This is a genomic window from Streptomyces sp. NPDC054813, assembly GCF_053611365.1.
In genome coordinates, this window is sequence record NZ_JBSHAF010000077.1 from 1 (window position 1) to 1110 (window position 1110).

Annotated in this window: 1 protein-coding gene; it reads right to left on the reverse strand. The window is 66.8% G+C overall.

Going from position 1 to position 1110, the window contains the following annotated elements:
* Positions 1 to 1110 (reverse strand): thiamine pyrophosphate-binding protein (locus ACWGJB_RS49830; RefSeq protein WP_453386639.1); only part of this gene is annotated, 1110 nt, incomplete at both ends.

A 1110-nucleotide genomic window follows, 5' to 3' on the forward strand; every position in this document is an offset into this window, starting at 1 on the left:
CGCTCGATGACCTGCTGCGGAGAGAGCGAACCGTTGTCGGGCAGGTCATAGCCCAGCGGGTAGGTCTCGCGCCAACGGCTCAGATCCTTCCACCAGGCGGTGTAATCCCCCCGGTGGCCCTCACTGTGCTCCCTCTGCACCGCCTGGATCAGATCGGCGATGACCTCACGGGCATCCCCGACGATCGGCACGTCAGCAGCGCGGTTCTTGCCGATCTCCGCAGGATCGATGTCGGCGTGAACGATCTTGGCGTGCGGGGCGAAGCTGTCCAGCCTGCCGGTGACGCGGTCATCGAAACGGGTACCCAGGGCGACGATCAGGTCGGCCTTCTGCAGCGCGGTGACCGCGGTGACCGCACCGTGCATGCCCGGCATCCCCACGTGCAGCGGGTGACTGTCAGGGAACGCACCCAGCGCCATCAAGGTGGTGGTGACAGGCGCCCCGGTGAGCTCGGCAAGCACCTTCAACTCGGCCGTGGCACCGGCCTTGATCACACCGCCACCCACATACAGGACGGGCCGCTTCGCGGCAGTGATCAGCCTGGCACCCTCCCGGATCTGCTTGGCGTGCGGCTTGGTCACCGGGCGATAGCCCGGCAGGTCCATGACCGGCGGCCAGGAGAACGTGGTCTTCGCCTGCAGGGCGTCCTTGGCAATGTCGACCAGCACCGGACCGGGACGACCGGTCGAGGCGATATGGAACGCCTGCGCGATCACCCGCGGGATGTCCTCGGCCCTGGTGACCAGGAAGTTGTGCTTGGTGATCGGCATCGTGATACCCACGATGTCCGCCTCCTGGAAGGCATCCGTGCCGATCGAGGAGGACGCGACCTGCCCGGTGATCGCCACCAGCGGCACCGAATCCATGTGCGCATCCGCGATCGGCGTCACCAGATTGGTCGCACCCGGCCCCGACGTCGCCATACAGACGCCGACCTTCCCGGTGGCCTGCGCATAGCCGGTGGCCGCGTGACCCGCACCCTGCTCATGCCGGCACAGGACATGACGCACCCGGGTGGAATCCATCAGCGGGTCATAGGCAGGCAGGATCGCACCACCGGGAATGCCGAATACCGTGTCAGCACCGACCTCCTCAAGAGAGCGGATGAGG